Source organism: Fusibacter bizertensis, assembly GCF_029914245.1.
Lineage (GTDB): Bacteria > Bacillota > Clostridia > Peptostreptococcales > Acidaminobacteraceae > Fusibacter_C > Fusibacter_C bizertensis.
Genome location: NZ_JARYZI010000001.1, coordinates 469,180 through 485,542, shown reverse-complemented (window position 1 = coordinate 485,542; position 16,363 = coordinate 469,180). Strand labels below are relative to the sequence as shown.

15 protein-coding genes are annotated in these 16,363 nt (G+C 36.7%); 8 read left to right on the top strand and 7 right to left on the bottom strand.

From position 1 onward, the window contains the following. Positions 1-2: 2 nt before the first annotated feature. A complete protein-coding gene (locus tag QE109_RS02485) occupies positions 3-464 on the bottom strand; it encodes a hypothetical protein (protein WP_281092794.1) in 462 nt (153 codons plus the stop codon). 293 nt (positions 465-757) lie between these two features. Further along, positions 758-2,092 (bottom strand): H2O-forming NADH oxidase, encoded by a 1,335-nt coding sequence (gene nox, locus QE109_RS02480; RefSeq protein WP_281092793.1) that lies wholly within the window; start codon positions 2,090-2,092, stop codon positions 758-760. Positions 2,093-2,336: 244 nt separating this feature from the next. On the opposite strand from nox, the gene QE109_RS02475 reads away from it, so the two are divergent. Continuing rightward, positions 2,337-2,678, top strand: a complete 342-nt coding sequence (locus tag QE109_RS02475; protein ID WP_281092792.1) for a hypothetical protein — start codon at positions 2,337-2,339, stop codon at positions 2,676-2,678. Positions 2,679-2,809: 131 nt separating this feature from the next. Here the strand turns inward: QE109_RS02475 and QE109_RS02470 are convergent, their stop codons facing one another. From QE109_RS02470 to QE109_RS02460, 3 genes are all read right to left on the bottom strand, one after another. Then, a complete protein-coding gene (locus QE109_RS02470; protein WP_281092791.1) occupies positions 2,810-4,624 on the bottom strand; it encodes an ABC-F family ATP-binding cassette domain-containing protein in 1,815 nt (604 codons plus the stop codon). 813 nt (positions 4,625-5,437) lie between these two features. Then, positions 5,438-6,061 carry a response regulator gene (locus QE109_RS02465; protein WP_281092790.1) on the bottom strand — a complete coding sequence of 208 codons (624 nt, stop codon included), beginning with the start codon at positions 6,059-6,061 and terminating at the stop codon, positions 5,438-5,440. Positions 6,062-6,113: 52 nt separating this feature from the next. Beyond that, complete coding sequence (locus QE109_RS02460; protein WP_281092789.1) at positions 6,114-7,190, bottom strand: sensor histidine kinase; 1,077 nt, start codon at positions 7,188-7,190, stop codon at positions 6,114-6,116. 223 nt (positions 7,191-7,413) lie between these two features. On the opposite strand from QE109_RS02460, the gene QE109_RS02455 reads away from it, so the two are divergent. The 3 genes from QE109_RS02455 to QE109_RS02445 are packed head-to-tail and all read left to right on the top strand — an operon-like array spanning position 7,414 to position 10,648. After that, a complete protein-coding gene (locus QE109_RS02455) occupies positions 7,414-8,346 on the top strand; it encodes an ABC transporter ATP-binding protein (protein ID WP_281092788.1) in 933 nt (310 codons plus the stop codon). A 9-nt stretch (positions 8,347-8,355) separates the two neighbouring features. Continuing rightward, positions 8,356-9,492 (top strand): ABC transporter permease, encoded by a 1,137-nt coding sequence (locus QE109_RS02450; protein ID WP_281092787.1) that lies wholly within the window; start codon positions 8,356-8,358, stop codon positions 9,490-9,492. Between the two features lie 7 nt (positions 9,493-9,499). Next, positions 9,500-10,648 (top strand): ABC transporter permease, encoded by a 1,149-nt coding sequence (locus QE109_RS02445; RefSeq protein WP_281092786.1) that lies wholly within the window; start codon positions 9,500-9,502, stop codon positions 10,646-10,648. 576 nt (positions 10,649-11,224) lie between these two features. Here QE109_RS02445 and QE109_RS02440 read toward each other — a convergent pair. After that, the gene (locus QE109_RS02440; RefSeq protein WP_281092785.1) at positions 11,225-13,357 is read right to left on the bottom strand and encodes an S-layer homology domain-containing protein; all 2,133 of its coding nucleotides are present in this window, start codon (positions 13,355-13,357) and stop codon (positions 11,225-11,227) included. Positions 13,358-13,656: 299 nt separating this feature from the next. Between QE109_RS02440 and QE109_RS02435 the strand changes: the two genes are divergently transcribed. Beyond that, on the top strand, positions 13,657-14,352 hold the full coding sequence (locus tag QE109_RS02435; RefSeq protein ID WP_281092784.1) for a D-lyxose/D-mannose family sugar isomerase: 696 nt from the start codon (positions 13,657-13,659) through the stop codon (positions 14,350-14,352). Positions 14,353-14,427: 75 nt separating this feature from the next. Here QE109_RS02435 and QE109_RS02430 read toward each other — a convergent pair whose 3' ends face one another. Then, positions 14,428-14,706 carry a hypothetical protein gene (locus tag QE109_RS02430; protein WP_281092783.1) on the bottom strand — a complete coding sequence of 93 codons (279 nt, stop codon included), beginning with the start codon at positions 14,704-14,706 and terminating at the stop codon, positions 14,428-14,430. Between the two features lie 209 nt (positions 14,707-14,915). Here QE109_RS02430 and QE109_RS02425 point away from each other — a divergent pair, with 209 nt between their 5' ends. The 3 genes from QE109_RS02425 to lepB all read left to right on the top strand — a co-directional run bounded on the left by QE109_RS02425 (position 14,916) and on the right by lepB (position 16,349). Next, positions 14,916-15,518, top strand: coding sequence for a GNAT family N-acetyltransferase (locus tag QE109_RS02425; protein ID WP_281092782.1), 603 nt, complete (start codon positions 14,916-14,918; stop codon positions 15,516-15,518). Positions 15,519-15,586: 68 nt separating this feature from the next. Continuing rightward, entirely contained in the window at positions 15,587-15,781 is a 195-nt protein-coding gene (locus QE109_RS02420) for a hypothetical protein (RefSeq protein WP_281092781.1), read from the top strand. Positions 15,782-15,806: 25 nt separating this feature from the next. Beyond that, a complete protein-coding gene (gene lepB / locus QE109_RS02415) occupies positions 15,807-16,349 on the top strand; it encodes a signal peptidase I (protein WP_281092780.1) in 543 nt (180 codons plus the stop codon). Positions 16,350-16,363 lie beyond the last annotated feature (14 nt).

Sequence of the window (16,363 nt, the reverse complement as noted above, 5' to 3'; positions counted from 1 at the left end):
TATTATACGATGTATGATACTACAAAAATATGGTTTTCGTGATGAAATACTCTAACTTTAATGCCATCAAAATCTTTGTGTTTTTTATTTATCCCAATATAGTGTTTTTTGCTAGAGTCCTCTTTAATGGTAAAGTTGCGAGGATCATTTTTTGGTCGAATGGGGCGATGCTTTAAAGTACCTTCGGTAATAGTTAAGTTTTGAATTTCTGTTTTTGAAAGCTTTTTACATTTACCATGTACGACTAAGTAATATGTAAGCGTAATAAGAGTAACAACTACTCCCCACAAAATAAATTGCCCTCCTTGATTATTGATAGCAATAAATCCAATGACCAGTAATAATAGTGAAATGAGGGCAAAGGATACAAATTTGATTTTAGCCGTGATGTCCATTTTAGAATATTGTTCTTTTGCCGTTTCAAATTGTTTGATTTCTTGATCTGTTAGTGTGACGTTCTCCATTCTTTAGTTCTCCCTAAGAGTGTATTTAATGCAATTATTATACAAATGCATTATTCACAAATTATAACAGATTACAAAAAATTTATAATTAGAAATTGATTAGATTTTTTTATGATTATATACCTTATAATTCAATAAAGTGGATATTATCAAAATCCTTTTTTGATCATGTTAGTGTGAAGCGAAGCAAATCAACACAAATATATAATAAAAAAACCTCATCAAGCTTATCTGAAAAAGTTCAGATTCGTTGATGAGGGGAGTGGTAACGACATAATTTTGCTTAGCTGATGTTACTTCGCTGAAAGTGCTGCCATGGTAACATAGTTATATGGTTTGTTAAAGTGCGGCAAGAAGAACAGATCGGCTAGAGCCAGCTGATCAACTGTTAATTTTTGTTGAATTGCTAAGGAGAAGAAGTGGATTCCCATGGACATATCGTGTTTTGAAGCCATTTGTGCACCAAGGACTCTTCTTGTGTTTGCATCATAGACGATTCTAAGTTTAACTTTATGGTTATCTTCTTTGATAAATTCTGGTTTTTGATAATCTTCAAAGTCTACAAAGGAAGCTTCATAGCCATTGCTAAGGGCTTTGGCATGTGTCATCCCTGTAGATACCATTTTGAGGTCGAAGATGGAGATGCCGTTTGAACCTTGTACACCTGCAGATTCAAGGTCGTTGCCAAGGACGTTATGTGCTGCCACGATCGCAGATCTAACTGCGTTTGTAGCCAGTGCGATGTAGTTAGTTCCTTCGATACTGTTATCATAAACAGTTGCACAATCACCGATGGCATAGACATCTTTAATTGATGTTCTTTGATGTTTATCAACGAGGTAAGCACCATTTCTAAACAGCTCCAAATTATCTTTGCCAAGTGCGTTGTTAGGTCTAAAACCAATCGCCATGACCACCATTTCTACATCATATTGGTTTTTATCGGTGATGATGCGTTCCACTTTACTGTCGCCTTCTATGGCTTTTACGGTTTCACCAAATGCGAGTTTGATGCCGTTGTCACCTAAGTTTTGTTTCATCATATCTGTAAATGGTGTATCGTAATAAACAGGTAAACAAGTATCAGCAATATCAATGAGTGTGACGTTTTTGCCGTTACGTTTGAAAGCCTCTGCAAGTTCAACGCCGATATAGCCTGCACCAACCACTGCGATATTTTGAATAGCAGGTGATTCAAGCTTCTTAATCACTTCATCTGCATGTTGGTATAGTTTAACCAGCTGTACATTTTCAAGCGTCATCCCTGGAATTGGAGGAACGATGGGCTGTGAACCTGTTGCTAGGATCAGTTGATCATATGGTGCTTTGATTTCTTCGCCTGATTGAGTAACGCCAGTGACGATCTTTTGGTCGTAGTCGATATGGGTAACAGGTGTTTCCATGTAGATCTTTGCACCTTTTGATTCTAAAAGTGCTTTATTGGAATAGAAAAGACCTTCTGGCCCATCGATCTGGTTTCCGATCCAAAGTGCCATTCCGCAGCCTAAAAAGCTGATGTTTGAATTGGCATCAAAAACTGTGACTTCAAAGTCTTTTGAGTTGTCTAATATGGTATTAATGGCAGATGTGCCTGCATGGTTTGCACCTACTATAACTATCTTTTTCATAAGTAAATCTCCTTTTGTAGTTATTATAAATTTGAAATGATATTAGTTTCACAATATGATTATGCCCAGAATAAATCTTTTAAATCAATTCGTTTTATTAATTATTTGTAATCAAATGTGTGCAGCATATAAAATATAATCGAATAAGAATTTAATAAGACTTTTTTAAGGATTGATTGATAGACTGAGTGAAATAATCTGTAAAATATAAAGAGGGAATTACATATGAAAGAGAGGGATACACATGAATGAAAGCACTGTAAATAAAGTAAGAAGTGGGATCATCAGTTTTGTAGTTACACTAGCAAAGACAACTTTTTTTGTGTTGGTAGGTCTAGGTATTACTTGGATACTAGATCATTTTTTTCAAACTGGCTTTTTTATTGTACCACTCATCATAGGTAATGGTTACATTGGATTAATTAAGATTTTTAGAGAAAGAAACGAGGTTGACGAGAGTGTAGTCTACCAACATCTACCGCATTATTATCATGATGAACTACATACAAAAACAGTTAATCGTGGGGCAACCCTTAGCTATGCAGGGGTGATCCTCAGTTTGATTGGTTTAATGAACTATTTATAAGTTCAAAATAGTGATGAATTTTTTGATGAAACAAGTTCGATGTGAATTTCAGCTAAATCCAATATATATGCATAGGATGGCAAAAAAAACACACTTGACTACATCGAATCAAGTGTGCTGAAATAAACGGGTTATAAAAGTGAAACAATCGCTTCTAAGTCTTCTGAAAGTACTTTTGCAAGTTCAAAATCTGTGTCTTTAAGAGCAAGTTCGATTTTAGTTTCGACTTGCTTTTTCTTTTGTTCTAATTCTAGATAGTCTTTGTCAAAGTGACTTTCATAAATCATCTTTCTAAATTTTCGAATGCTCATCTTACGAATGGTACGATCTTCGATGATCAAGACATAATCCATACAGTTTATGATGGTGTAATAATCATGTGAAATCATGAGTATGGCACCTTTATAATCTGCGATCGCTTTTTCTAGTGCGAGCTGAGAGTAAGTGTCTAGATGACTTGTAGGTTCATCAAGTAGTAAAAAGTTTGCTTTAAGTGCTGAAATTTTAGCAAGCTGTAAGATATTACGCTCACCACCAGATAAGGCACTGATTTTATGAGTCAAGATTTCTTCATTAAAACCGTATAAGGAAATATGTGCTCTAATTTCACTATAAGAGTTAAAACCTGCTTCAAAGAATTCTTCTGCAACTGTATTAGATTCCTCTAAGCTTTCACCTTGAAACTGTGATAGATAACCGACCTTTGCAGTTTCATGGATGTCGATTTCTGGACGATTATTTTTATAAATATCTCTCAAAAGCGTCGTTTTTCCAGTTCCATTAGCACCGATAAGTGCAACTTTATCAGTGGGAAGTATCTCGAAATTGACGTTCTCAAGTAAGAGTTCATCATAGCTTGCGCTATAATTTGAGACTCTAAGTGCATAGAGGTCGTTTTCATCCGGTTCAATTGCCTCTATTTCAATAACTTCGTAGCCATCTTGAATAACTTCATGGCTTTTATGACCACCGATTGGCATATCTACATCAAGCTTAATATCAGGCTGCTTAATTGCGACAAATGGCTCTTTAATACGGTTAGCTTCAAGACGTTCTTGGATTTTAACTCTCGCTTTAAGTGCTTTTCCTCTTGAAGCTTCTGAGTTATTCGTTGCAATAAAACGCAATCTATCTATGAGGTATTCATTTCTTGCGATCTCTTCAGTATCTGCAATGGCAAGTTCTTGTAATTCAATCTTACGCTGTAAAAGTGTAAAGTTGTATTCAATAAAGCTACCATTGAATTCTTGAAGTTCCATATTTTCAAGATGTATAATCTTGTTGAAACAGTGGTTCAAGAGGTATCTGTTATGCGTAATCACAAGTAAGATGCCTTTATGTGCATTGATAAGATTTTTAAGCGCGTTGAGGTTTTCAAAATCTAAGAAAACATCTGGCTCATCCATAATTAAAAGGTTAGGGCTAATCAACATCTCTTTAATAACTTGGATCAATTTAAATTCGCCACCACTAAGTTCAGAGACGCCAAGGTCCTTATGCTTATACAGTCCAGCGAGGTTGAGTTTTTTGTTGATATTACTTACGTAATCATGACCGTCGATGGCTTCAAAATCGTCAAGCACTTGTTGATACTTTTCAAGTAGTGTATCAATCTCAGGGGAAGTTTCCATCTCTGTACAAATTTTGTCGATTTCTGCTTGTAGTTTTAAAAAGCGCTCTGCAATATAGTCAAATACTGTTGTTTGATTGTTTTTATTAACTTGCAGGAATTGACTAATATAACCGATTCTACATTGAGGATCAATCTCAAGCTTACCGTCGTACATATAACGTTCTGGATCCATAATGATATCCACTAACGTACTTTTGCCACTACCACTTGTACCGATAAACGCGCAGTGCTGTCCATCTTCTAACGCAAATGAGATCTTGTTGTATAAGTCTTTCTGTGGAAATCCATAGGATAAATTATCTACTTTAATCATATTGTTACCTTTCTTATCTAATTGCTTAAATTAAAATTGTAAAGTGCCCGTTCCTATCATCAAAAAAGAGCTTTCATAAGCTCTTATTTTATAATCTACAGTTTGTATAATTGCTGAACTATACTCAGCAATCAAATTTGAGTCTACCGGTCAAAGCATATCACTTTTTCGTGTTTATTTCAATCTTCTTTTATATGTCATGTTCAAGTTTAAGTTCAAGGTCAAGATCAAGTTCAAAGGCTAAGGTCAAAATCAAGATAAGTTCAAATTCTTGCTCATGTGTGTTTAACTTCTAAAGACAGGCTGCCAAATGAAATCTTCCAGTCCCAGTCCTCGGTTATTGCAAACTGTGTTTGCAAAGCATAACCTGCGGAAGGACTTTCAGATTTATTTGTCAGCCTGTCTTTAGTATGATGATATGACTTGAAAGTGAATTTTGAATCTTTGTTTTGATGATTGTTCGTTTGTCATTAACTTTGACTTTGATGTTTAACCTTAAATCTTGAGACTTGAACTTGATTAATATGATATTTGAACAAGAACATGAAATTGATTTATATAGTACAAGATTGAACTAAACACGACCTTCGTTCAATTGTTTAAAGTGATCAGTAATGTACAGAGAATCGTCTCTTGAACTTAATCACTTGAATCCCCCAATGAATTTGGAATAGCACGGACATATGATAAAAAGCCCCGTTACAAATAAATCTGGAAGTCCTTCCGCAGGTTGAAAACCGAGGACTGGGACTGAAAGATTCTATTTGCAATGGGGCTTTACATGCCTATACTACCCAAATTCCCCCTATGAACTTACTTTAGGTTCTGATAATAAAAAATAGCCAGTTGTGTACGATCTCTTAGTTCTAGTTTGTCTAAGATCGTGCTGATGTAGTTTCGGACGGTACCTTCACTGAGAAAGAGGGTATCTGAAATTTCTTTGTTTGAGAGGCCTTCGGATACTTTCTCGATGATTTGGTGTTCTTTTTCAGTAAGGCCAAGTGTTGGTTTAACTGACCTTTTGCTTTTGATGAGCATCTCTGGTAGGCGAGTCATGATTTCATCGCCATAGACGTTTTGCCCCAGTATCACTGTCTTGATAGATGGGACGATGCTGTCAAAATGTTGCTTTAACAAGTAGCCTTTTGCACCGATTCGAAGGGCTTTGATGATGTATTCGTCGTCTGAAAAGGTGGTGAGAAAAAGGATCTTTGCATCTGCATCACTTGATAGAATCGACTCAGCGGCTTCAAGTCCAGTCATCTCCGGCATGCGAATATCGATGAGTAGCAAGTCAGGCTTATGTTTGTGATAAAGCGTTACAGCGTCATTACCGTTTGAACCAGTGGCTACAACATGAAGATCTGTATCTGCTTCTAATATGGTCTTTAGTGATAAACAGACGATGGGATCGTCATCAACGAGTAAGATATTCATAGTTAAACTCCAGTTTTATAGTTTAGGGTAAGTGATGGAAAGTACAAACCCATTATAGTTTAGGCAGTGTTATAAAAAGTTCGAATCCATTTTGGTTACGGATGAGAAAATGTCCTTTTAGCTCAGTTACGCGCTGCTCTATGTTTTTGAGGCCAATACCTGAGTTGAAAAATTGATTTTGAGTAAGATTGGGTATGGTGCCGTTATCACTGATGATAAACTGATAAAAGCCTGGGTGTTCTATCAGTGATACTTTAACTTCCGTGGCTTTTGAATGTTTGGAAATATTGGAAAAACTCTCTTTTAAGATTGCGACGATGGCTACTTTGATTTGAGGGTTAACCACATTGTCAAGATGGATATTGACCTTCACAGGACAAAAATCAAATTGATCTACTACTTGGCTAAGTTGAGTTTCAAGCTCCATAGAGGTTTCGTGTAAATCGTGGACACTTTTTCTAAGGTTATCCATGGCACTATCTAGTGTATCTTTCATAGAGAGTAGTGCAGGGTCTGTCTTGTTAAGGGTAAGCTGTGCTCCTATTTGGAGAAGTACGCGTGAGAGTTGGTGTCCAACATGATCGTGGATCTCTCTGGCGATACGGTTACGTTCTTTTAGTGTTGCCACGTGGATCTCGTCGTCTTGATGTGCCATTAATAGGCGATTTTGCTCGTTGAGGTGTATGGTGAGTTCTCGCATGGTATCACTGGTTTCAGTAAGGTCTTTTTTGAGTTTGATGTTTGCAAGATGCTGCATTTTGAAAAGGATAGCCATTACCGTAAAGACACAAGCGATAAAAATTTTACTTTGGACATCTATTAAAGTGGTTACCATCATCAGAAAAGGAATCATGGCCAAAAGTGACCAAAGTCGATCTTGATGATCATAAAATGCATACATGACCACTGGTAAAAATGTTAAGTAATTGCTCTCAAGACTACAGATCATAACATATATAATGAAGATAGCACGCTTCAATGTAGTAATGTCAGTATATATAATCAACCCAGCAGCGATGGCACAAATGATAAAAGGCAGTACTTCTATGATATCAGTAGGATAAAGCAGTTGAATCAATGAAGAGACGATAAAAAGGATGAGAAAAGCGGGATTTTTACTGATACGCATCATTTGCCTCCTTGTTGGATTGACTTCATATACGCGTGTTACATGCGATTGTATATGGAGATATTGCTAGTTATATATAGAATGTTTTCTTACATAGTTTATCATCTGACCACATCTGAAAGCAAGGTGACAAATGTCATGTGATTTTAGTGATAACAGGCACTAACCCATTGCCTCATTTAAAGGTATACTTAGACCATGATAAAGAATAACGGAGGTTAATATGATCGTAAAAGTAAATCAATTGGTTAAAAGATATGGTGATCTACTTGCACTAGATCACTTGAGTTTTGAAGTAAAGCAAGGTGAAATTTTTGGACTACTTGGACCCAATGGTTCAGGTAAGACAACTGCCATTAACTGCATCTTATCGCTTTTAAAATACGATAAAGGAGACATATCCGTTTTCGATAAACCGATGAAACCTGAGGCGTATGATATTAAAAGAGACATCGGGATTGTCATGCAAGAGGTAGCGGTTTTTGATGAGTTAACAGTTCATGGCAATATCGACTATTTCTGTGGGCTTTATGTATCTGATAAAAAGGAAAGAAAAGCGCTGGTAGAAGAGGCAATCAAGTTCGTAGGGCTTGAAGAATTTACAAAATTTTATCCAAAGAAATTAAGTGGCGGACTTTTAAGAAGACTCAATATCGCTTGTGGTATCGCACATAAACCAAAACTGATCATACTAGATGAGCCAACAGTTGCAGTTGACCCCCAAAGCAGAAACAAGATTTTAGAGGGGATTGTCCAGCTTAACAAACAAGGTGCGACAATTATCTATACTTCTCACTACATGGAAGAAGTAGAGCAGATTTGCTCGAGAATTATGATCCTCGATAAGGGACAAGTAATCGCAACAGGCACAAAAGATGAACTTAAAGGGATGATCTCGCTGGGTGAAAAGATTACCGTTGAAACCTATGAAATCACTTCCCATCAACTAGAAGCACTAAAAGGACTTCCGAATATCATCTCAGTAGAAGACCTCAGTGGCGTTCTCACAATTCGCTCTGCAAAAGGCAAAAACAATCTCGAAAATGTACTTGAAACTTTAAAACGAGAGCAAGTGAGTTTTGGTAAGATTTATTCTGAATTACCGACGCTAAACGACGTTTTCTTAGAAATTACGGGCAAAGAGCTGCGCGATTAGGAGGAGACTATGTTTTTACACATTTTTAAATATAGAATTATAACGCTATTACGTGAGAAGAGCCTTGTGTTTTGGACCATGATTTTTCCTTTGGTACTTGCGACGTTTTTCAGTGTAGCGCTCGGCAACATTGGTAAGATCGAAGAATTCTCTCCTATTAGCGTTACGCTGGTGAGTGGCGAAGCACTTAACCAACAACCAGAATTTTTAAAGACCATGGAAGATCTATCAAAAGGTGAAAATCCACTGTTTGACCTTTCTGTGTCTGACGAGAGGACGGCATTACAGCATCTTAAGGATTATGATATCTCGGGTTATATCATCCCGGGTAAGACACCTGATCTTGTGGTGTTAAATTCGGGTTTGAATCAGAGTATATTGAAGCATTTTCTTGATCAGTATAGCCAAAATACGGCTACTATCAAAGAAATTGTAGCGAGCAATCCTGACGCTCTACCAGCTCTACTTGAGTCTCTATCCATGACGGCGAGTTATGTGGTTGAAAAGGGTGTCACTGAAAAATCTACTGATCCGACGCTGGTATACTTTTATGCACTCATTGCTATGGCGTGTTTATATGGCAGTATGTATGGACTGGAAGAGGTCAACCGCGTTCAGGCAAACCTCAGTGCTGAGGCGGCGCGCATCAATATCGCACCCGTTCATAAGCTTAAAGTTTTCGCAGCAGGTGTCATCGCTGCTCTGATCATTCATTTTTCAGGTCTACTTATATTATTGGGCTATATGAACTATGTGCTAGGTGTTGGCTTCGGTCAGAATACGGGCTATGTGATCATGGTCTTGTTCGTTGGCAGTATCCTCGGCATCTCCATGGGTACGTTTATATCTGCACTGGTGAAAAAAGGCGAGGGTGTGAAGATCGCAGTGGTGCTTATCGTATCCATGGCAGGTTCTTTCCTAGCGGGTATGATGATTGGGGAAGTTAAGTATTATGTGGCAAAGCATGTACCGATTCTTGGCTATCTGAACCCAGCAAATTTGCTATCGGACTCACTGTATGCGCTGTACTACTATGATTCGCACATGCGCTTCTTTCTCAATTTAACAGGTATGTCGCTTTATTCACTTCTATTTTGTAGTATGACATATCTCATCATAAGGGGGCGAAAATATGCCAGTCTTTAAAGTCAGTATGAAAATCATTAAGAAAAATTTACCTTTAATGCTCATCTATATCTTTATATTTATCATGGTGTCCATGATCGTTAAAAATCTAAGTGGGGAGGGTGGTGAAACACTTTCAACTTATAGTGATACCAAAGTGCCAATTGCCATCATAGGTGAGGAGCATACAGCACTTACTGAGGGCATAAGCAATGCACTTTCTGAAGTGTCAACCCTTGTGGAACTTGAAGACAATAAGGAAGCGATCCAAGATGCACTTTATTTTAGAGCCATTTATATGGTAGTGAGAATTCCAGAAGGTTTTACGGCATCAGTGATGAGTGGTAATCCGTTATCTCTTGAAACTAAGGTCATACCTGGTTCAACAGAGTCTGTACAAGTAAACATGCAGATAAACCAGTTTATGAAACTGACGCAGCTATACCTAACGGGGACATCAGATCTCAGTGAAGAAAAGGTGGCCGAACTTGTTGTAAATCAACTTAAAAATACGACTAAGGTGACGATGGTTGCACCTGATCCCAAAGCAGTTGAAGGTAGTTTGATGCCATTTTTCTTTAACTACCTTGCTTATTCGTATATGTTCATCATGATCTTAGGGGTTTCAACGGTGATGAGGGTGTTTAATCGTAAAGAAATTAAGTGGCGAAATGCTTGCAGCCCTATAACAAGTCTCAGTAAAAGTTTACAGTTCTTACTTGCGAATGCTGTGTTTGCCTTTGGGACTTGGGGCATCTTGATCCTCCTATGCTTGGTGTTTGATGCTAGAAATATATTCAAAGTAAATACACTTTATTTCATGCTCAATTCCGTGGTGTTTGCACTAAGTGTTCTAGGTCTAGGTTATCTTGTAGGCAATCTTGTAAAGGGTCGCGAAGCCGTCTCAGCAGTAGCCAATATCATCACTTTATCATCTTGTTTCATCAGTGGTGTTTTCGTACCCCAAGCTTTTTTAGGAGAGAGTGTACTGAGAGTTGCGAGCTTTTTCCCAACTTACTGGTATGTAAAAGCCAATCAGCAAATTGCAAATCTAACACATTTTGATTTTTCATCTATAAGTGGAATCCTGAGTATCCTTTTAATCGAACTAGGCTTTGGCGCAGCATTCCTTGCGGTATCACTTGCAGTGGGTAAGCGGGCAAGTCAAAGGGCATAGAGCAAAGTCAAGTTCAAGGTCAAGGTCAAAGGCAAGTTCAAAGTGCAAGTTCAAGGTCAAGGGCAGAAGCCCCGCTAGCAAATAATTCTTCCAGTCCCAGTCCTCGGTTATTGCAAACTGCGTTTGCAAATCATAACCTGCGGAAGGACTTTCAGATTTATTTGCTAGGGGCTTCCTTCTTTTTGAAATGAACTTGACTTTGAAATGCATGTTGACTTGAAAATGGATATACTATGTCAATGTCTTTGACCTTTAGCTATAATTGATAGAAATTGAGTGAAGGCGAAATTCACATCAATCTAAAGGAATTTTAGTTTATTCATATATGATTTTAGTGATTAGTTATAATCTAAGTGTAATCAAGAAATGTTTAAATGGTGATAAAAAAGATTTGAATAATGATATAAAAGCCCCATTACAAATAAATCTGAAAGTCCTTCCACAGACTATGATTTGCAAACGCAGTTTGCAATAGTCGAGGACTGGGACTGGAAGATTCTATTTGAAATGGGGCTTTGTACATAATAAAAGTATATATGCAATTTATTTTACCTTAATTCTGTGAACTTCAATGCATTACCAGAATTTCTTGTAAAACGCATAGATCAATTGAGCGGTTTCGCCTCTTGTTAAGTTTGATTTTGCATCTAAATTGCGATAACGGAAGTTGATTAAAAAGCCTTCTTGGCTTGCAAAGGCAAAGTGAGGTTGTGCCCATGATGAAACTAAGTTAGTATCAGTAAAGTAATCATAGGATGAGAAAATCGAGTTATTGACATACCCCATATCCTCTTGAAGTTTTAGAGAGAGGATGGTCAAAAGTTGCTCTTTATTGATTAGAACTTTTGGTGAAAAATCTGTAGTGTTCGTACCCTTCATGATGCCGTTTTTCTTAGCGCTGTACGCTATATTGTAATACCAATCACTTGGTTTTACATCAGCAAACTCAGGTTGCCCTTTTTCTTCTAAAAGACAAGTTAAATTGAGAAGTGTAGCAGCGATTTCAGCTCTGGTAATAGGCGAATCTGGACTAAAGCTTGTTTCTGATTTTCCACCCATAATGCCCTTGGCAGCAAGTACTGAAATGGCTTCTTTTACTTCGTTGTTTTGAAGTCCTAAGTCAGTGAAATTTTTTGCGCCACTTTTTACAGTGAAGGTATCACCAGTTTTAATTCGTGTTTCAAACATACCTGTGACGGGGTTATATTTCCCGCCAATATTTTGATCTTTTGAATTAAAGATACTTGTGGTATCTATACTACCAGTAGTTTTTGGTAAGGCGATAATAACTGGCATATCTAAGATTCTATTAAAAGTAACACTTGGTTTTGTACCCTCCTTAGTGAAAGTGAGGATTAAATTTTCCTTGCTTTTAAGGGAAGCTAAAGCATGTTGATCCAACTTTAGATCCATTAATGGTGTTGAGATGATGATGCCATCACATTTGAGTGTTGCTAAATCGCTTGAAAGCGTTAAAGTAGCATCTTCTTTTTCAGTTTTAAGTGTTAGGTATGATTTAACTTGTCTCATACGGAAAAGGTTTGCAGCGTCATTTAAAGAAGTCACATAATCATAGAGTTCGTTTTGTGCGGAAAGTGTAGGCGCTAAATCAACACTTGATATTGGCATTTCAGAAGAGACGTGATAAACCGATAATTTCGCGATTGCTTGTTCAGAATAAAGTGCGATTAAATCTGCGGACTCGCCTCTTGCATCTGTATTTGCGAAGTAATCATTATGGATTTTTTCAAGTGAAGAGGTAAGTGAATCTTTATCTGTGATATTTTTTAATGCTGTTGTTGGGATATTAATAGGTTTAGCAATATCATTTGCTGTTGATGGTAATGAAAGTTTACTTGTGCGCATAAAACCAAGGGTGTTATAGTTTGAATCGATACCAATCCCAAGAATGCTATTATCTGCAAGCATGACACATGAATAGAGTTTTGCTGGAATGTATGTCGTTTCTATTTCAATTCCAGATATGCTTATCAGTTGAGAAACCCCTGGTTTCTCAGTTGGTCCCGCAAACCACTGGCTTGACATCCTTTGATCGTTGACATATTTTTGATTGAATTCTGTTTCAGATACATCTTTAAATGATTTGTTATCAACGGTTGAAATGAACTTATGATCGGCAATTTCTACATAAAAGCTACCGTTATTATACCCACTACTACGTCCAGAATTGGTGGACTCATTAAATTCGTGTGTGGTTACCGAACCGCCATCCGTTGTGCAAAGTGTTGTAAAGGCATGGAGCACATATCCTCCTGAACTAGGCAGCGCTAACCCACTTGTAAAAACTTGATTTCCAACGATGGTGATGTCGACGGGATCATATTCTTTTGAACCCGTATTAAATGATTTTTCCCAAATCAATGCCCCGTCTAGGCTAATCTTATAAACTGATTTACTAGACACTGCATATATGTAACCACTGTATAAATCTGCTTTTTGAGGTAATGATGACAGTTTAAGTTGCCATTGTAGCTTGAGGTTGTTGTCATATTTTACAACGTAATTTTCTTTTCCTTTTTTACCGGATAGATATACCGCATTATCATTTTGTAACACAAATGACTCGCTATAGTCAGGTTCAACTGCAAGTGTAACTTTTGTAACTGTCGCTGTGATATCTGCCCATGATAGGCTGCTTGCAGCTAAAGTCAGTAGTAATACAAGTACTAGGAATGCTTTCTTTTTCATATTTGTCCCCCTAAGTTGAGTATGGTATTGTTACAATGCTGTAATAAGCACACCATTTCAATATAGCAATGTTTTATAGTTATATCATAAGAATTTTATTAGAAATTCATTAGAAAATTTGACTGATAGTCATATGAAATTTTGGGTTTTATTTTATTGATTTATTCACAGTCCCAAAAGTTTCAAGACGCTAATTGTTTAGAAAATTAAATGATGGTATGATTAAAAAAAGAGAGTAGCACTTTGTTGCTGAAACATTAAATTGTTGCTGAAACATTAAATATTGAGGAGAGCACATTATGAAACGTTCTGAAATCAACGCTGCCTTAAGATGGGCGATGACATTGCTAGAAGAAAATAAGATTAAACTTCCACCGTTTGGTTATTGGACGATGTCTGAGTGGGTTTCGGGTGAGCATGACATTAAAACGATTAAAGAAGTGATGCTTGGCTGGGATATTACGGATTATGGCAAAGACCGTTTTGTGGAACTGGGTGCTGTGCTTTTCACACTTAGAAATGGTTCGTTATCAGATGCAAGTGTGGGAACGCCATATGCTGAAAAGCTTATAATTTTAAAAGAAGGTCAAAGGTTGCCAATTCATCATCATGCTAGTAAGACAGAAGATATTATCAACAGAGCAGGCGGGATGCTGGCAATTAAACTTTACAATCGACTTGAAGATGGCGACGTGGATTATATCACCGATGTTGTGGTTGATCTCGATGGTATGAGATGTACTGTAAAAGCTGGTGAAGAACTTTTGATCAAGCCTGGACATAGCATCACCTTAAGACCTTTTATGTATCATCTATTTTGGGCAAAAGATGGTTATGGTGATCTCATATGTGGTGAAGTTTCATCTATTAATGATGATATGACAGATAATTATAATGCAGAAGATGTGAGTCGTTTCTCCACAGTGATAGAAGATGAAGCGATATTACACCCCCTTTGCAATGAATATAAGCGTGTACTTGAAGTTCATACTTGATTAACATTATCTTGGCAGTATCTCATAGGTATTTCACCATGAGTTAATGTTAAGGTGAAGTATGAAAAAATTTGATTATAGGGAAATGTGCGAAAGTGAAATTATATCAGCTCTTTTTACAGACTTTAATTGATATCTGATTGATTTTTGATCATTCTTGATAATGTAATTTCCATTTGACTTGATACCAGAGAGGTAAATTGCATTTCCATTTTGAAGTATAAATGAATCTGCAGATACAGGTTCAACTGCATGGGTAAGTTTGGTTGTCATTACTGAGGCATCTGCCCATGATAGACTACTGGTAAACAATGTTAAGAGCAGAAATAGTACGAACAGTGTTTTCTTTTTCATATGTGATCTCCTAAATTAATAATTTTCACATCAGTATACTATAATCAATACCTTTTATTGTAACACTTTAACTTATATCAAACATGAGACATAGATTAAAATAGGATTATAATAACTTAGACCAGAGCAACGGAGGGCATGTTACATTTTTGTTTGTTTCCATTAGTTGTGGCGCTTTGGTATAATGTTCTTGTCTGGAGGATTTTGTGATGCATAAGATCATATATACTGAACTGTGTGAAAACAATATTGAAACGGCTTTATTTGATGGTTTCAATCGGTATCAAGAAGTTAATAAATGTTGGCGTAAAGAGAATGAACGGTGGGAGCTTAAAGAAATAGTTTTTACTGAATCATGGGATGCAGATGCGTTTGAATTTCTTGTGAAATGCTTAAAAAACACCGTTAAAATGGGTGGTATCGTATATGGCGCTTTTGAAGCTAGAGATAAAAAACAAAACGAGAGCAAAGTAGTGGATGGGACGGAAATCGGAGATCAATTCGGAGAAAAGGTATTGGTTGGTTTTGTGTCAGTTGAAAACTATTTTTTTGGATCTCATAACGAATACTTACAGCTTTCAAGTCTTCACACTTCATATGAAAAAAGAGGTCTAGGGATTGGTAGGCAGTTGTTTGAACTGGCCTGTGAAAGTGCTAAAGAATTGGGCGCCCAAAAGCTCTATATTTCTGCGCATTCATCTGAGGAGACGCAGGCTTTTTATAAGTCTGTTGGCTGTGTTGAAGCGAAGCAGTATAATCAGAAATTGGTTGATGATGAACCTTATGACTGTCAGCTTGAGTTCACTTTATAATGTATATAGAGTAGTTAACGCTAATACAGGTGCGATTGCGTATTTTATGAAAGGGGAAAATGATATTAATGAAATCTAAAAAGCTTTTTTCTTTTAAAGAAATTTGTGGCGATATAAAAGCGTTTGTAAGGGAACATAAGAATTGGTTTTTATTTTTGCCCATATATATTTGGTATTTTATTTTTATTTATCTCATTCTCGGTTTGGGGGATGATTTATCGCGTCAAAATGATAATAGCAATCCGATGAGTAAAAGACATTGAGAATGATCACAAACAAGGAGGCACTATGAATCACCTTAAAGAAAAATTACAAAATGGTTTGAAAGAGCTTTTAATTATAATTACCATCGTACTTCTGCTTAATTCTTTCATTTCTTTGACGATTGTATCAGGGGAGTCAATGCAACCGACACTTGAAAGTGGTAATGTAGTGTTACTTGAAAAAGTATCCAAATATGAACGTGGAGATATCATCTCATTTTCATCTCATTTGAAAATTAGTGAGCTTGATTTAAAAAAGCTCAATAGAATTCAAAGAATTTTTATCAAATCTGGTTCATCTAAAAACTTGATTAAGCGAATTATAGGTTTGCCAGGTGATCAGATACAGATCCAAATGGGAAAAATTTATGTCAATGGCATCATACTAGACGAACCTTATATTGCAGTTCCAGATCATGATAGTTTAGAAAATATAGTAGTCCCTGAAGGTAAATATTTTGTTTTAGGTGATAATAGAACCAACAGCTTAGACAGCAGAAGTAGTTCGGTAGGGCTAATTGACGATAAGGAAATTATCGGAAAGCTACTTATCAGAGTTATAGAGTAGCATATTAGGAGGTC

What these genes read in the sequence shown, in the direction of transcription:
- QE109_RS02485 (WP_281092794.1), bottom strand. Translation starts at nt 464, where the DNA reads ATGGAGAACGTCACACTAACAGATCAAGAAATCAAACAATTTGAAACG.
- nox (WP_281092793.1), bottom strand. Translation starts at nt 2,092, where the DNA reads ATGAAAAAGATAGTTATAGTAGGTGCAAACCATGCAGGCACATCTGCC.
- QE109_RS02475 (WP_281092792.1), top strand. Translation starts at nt 2,337, where the DNA reads ATGAATGAAAGCACTGTAAATAAAGTAAGAAGTGGGATCATCAGTTTT.
- QE109_RS02470 (WP_281092791.1), bottom strand. Translation starts at nt 4,624, where the DNA reads ATGATTAAAGTAGATAATTTATCCTATGGATTTCCACAGAAAGACTTA.
- QE109_RS02465 (WP_281092790.1), bottom strand. Translation starts at nt 6,061, where the DNA reads ATGAATATCTTACTCGTTGATGACGATCCCATCGTCTGTTTATCACTA.
- QE109_RS02460 (WP_281092789.1), bottom strand. Translation starts at nt 7,190, where the DNA reads ATGCGTATCAGTAAAAATCCCGCTTTTCTCATCCTTTTTATCGTCTCT.
- QE109_RS02455 (WP_281092788.1), top strand. Translation starts at nt 7,414, where the DNA reads ATGATCGTAAAAGTAAATCAATTGGTTAAAAGATATGGTGATCTACTT.
- QE109_RS02450 (WP_281092787.1), top strand. Translation starts at nt 8,356, where the DNA reads ATGTTTTTACACATTTTTAAATATAGAATTATAACGCTATTACGTGAG.
- QE109_RS02445 (WP_281092786.1), top strand. Translation starts at nt 9,500, where the DNA reads ATGAAAATCATTAAGAAAAATTTACCTTTAATGCTCATCTATATCTTT.
- QE109_RS02440 (WP_281092785.1), bottom strand. Translation starts at nt 13,357, where the DNA reads ATGAAAAAGAAAGCATTCCTAGTACTTGTATTACTACTGACTTTAGCT.
- QE109_RS02435 (WP_281092784.1), top strand. Translation starts at nt 13,657, where the DNA reads ATGAAACGTTCTGAAATCAACGCTGCCTTAAGATGGGCGATGACATTG.
- QE109_RS02430 (WP_281092783.1), bottom strand. Translation starts at nt 14,706, where the DNA reads ATGAAAAAGAAAACACTGTTCGTACTATTTCTGCTCTTAACATTGTTT.
- QE109_RS02425 (WP_281092782.1), top strand. Translation starts at nt 14,916, where the DNA reads ATGCATAAGATCATATATACTGAACTGTGTGAAAACAATATTGAAACG.
- QE109_RS02420 (WP_281092781.1), top strand. Translation starts at nt 15,587, where the DNA reads ATGAAATCTAAAAAGCTTTTTTCTTTTAAAGAAATTTGTGGCGATATA.
- lepB (WP_281092780.1), top strand. Translation starts at nt 15,807, where the DNA reads ATGAATCACCTTAAAGAAAAATTACAAAATGGTTTGAAAGAGCTTTTA.